Annotated in this window: 1 protein-coding gene; it reads right to left on the minus strand. The window is 48.9% G+C overall.

Annotated features, from left to right (window positions below):
- Positions 1-320: 320 nt before the first annotated feature.
- The coding region (gene mobA / locus J3473_RS19300) for a plasmid mobilization protein MobA (protein WP_207025417.1) at positions 321-579 on the minus strand (259 nt) is incomplete at its 5' end.

Genomic DNA, 579 nt, shown 5'->3' on the forward strand with positions numbered 1-579 from the left:
GAATGCCGAGCTTCTGAAAAAGATCTATTTTAAACAGTTGACCATTTTTTATATGGCCAACTGCCCCCCACTCAAGTAAATGGGACTGTTTCTAACGCTCCCATTTACCATAACGTCTCATTACGCGCACCGCAGAAACGCGCTGAACGCGATTCTGCCGCAAACACCGCAAAAATAGATGTTTTCCCCGGGGTAAACCGGAAAAATGCGGCAGGATCGCTTTCAGCTCACTGCATAGCTATGTATGAAAGTGTATGGCGATCGGTTTGGGGGCTTACGGCGTTCATACCGTCTGTTTTCGACAGTTTCCCTCCGGGAAGCTAATCTGCCATAAGCCTGGATAACAGGGCCCGGTGATACTCCGTAATAGCTATCAGCACCTCCGCATACTCTCTGTCCCCGACACGCTTGCCGTCGATAAAGAGTTTTTTCTGTAACGCCCCCAGCCTCATAACTTCTTTCAGTACCCGATCATCAGTCAGTGAGTTAACTTTCTTACCGAGAGCTGCCGCCCGTAAAAAACCGGAAACGGTCTTGCCGCATTCAGCAGCCCTTTTTCTGATTTCCTGGTCTTCTTCT

The organism is Phycicoccus sp. DTK01, assembly GCF_017312765.1.
Classification (GTDB): domain Bacteria; phylum Actinomycetota; class Actinomycetes; order Actinomycetales; family Dermatophilaceae; genus Phycicoccus; species Phycicoccus jejuensis.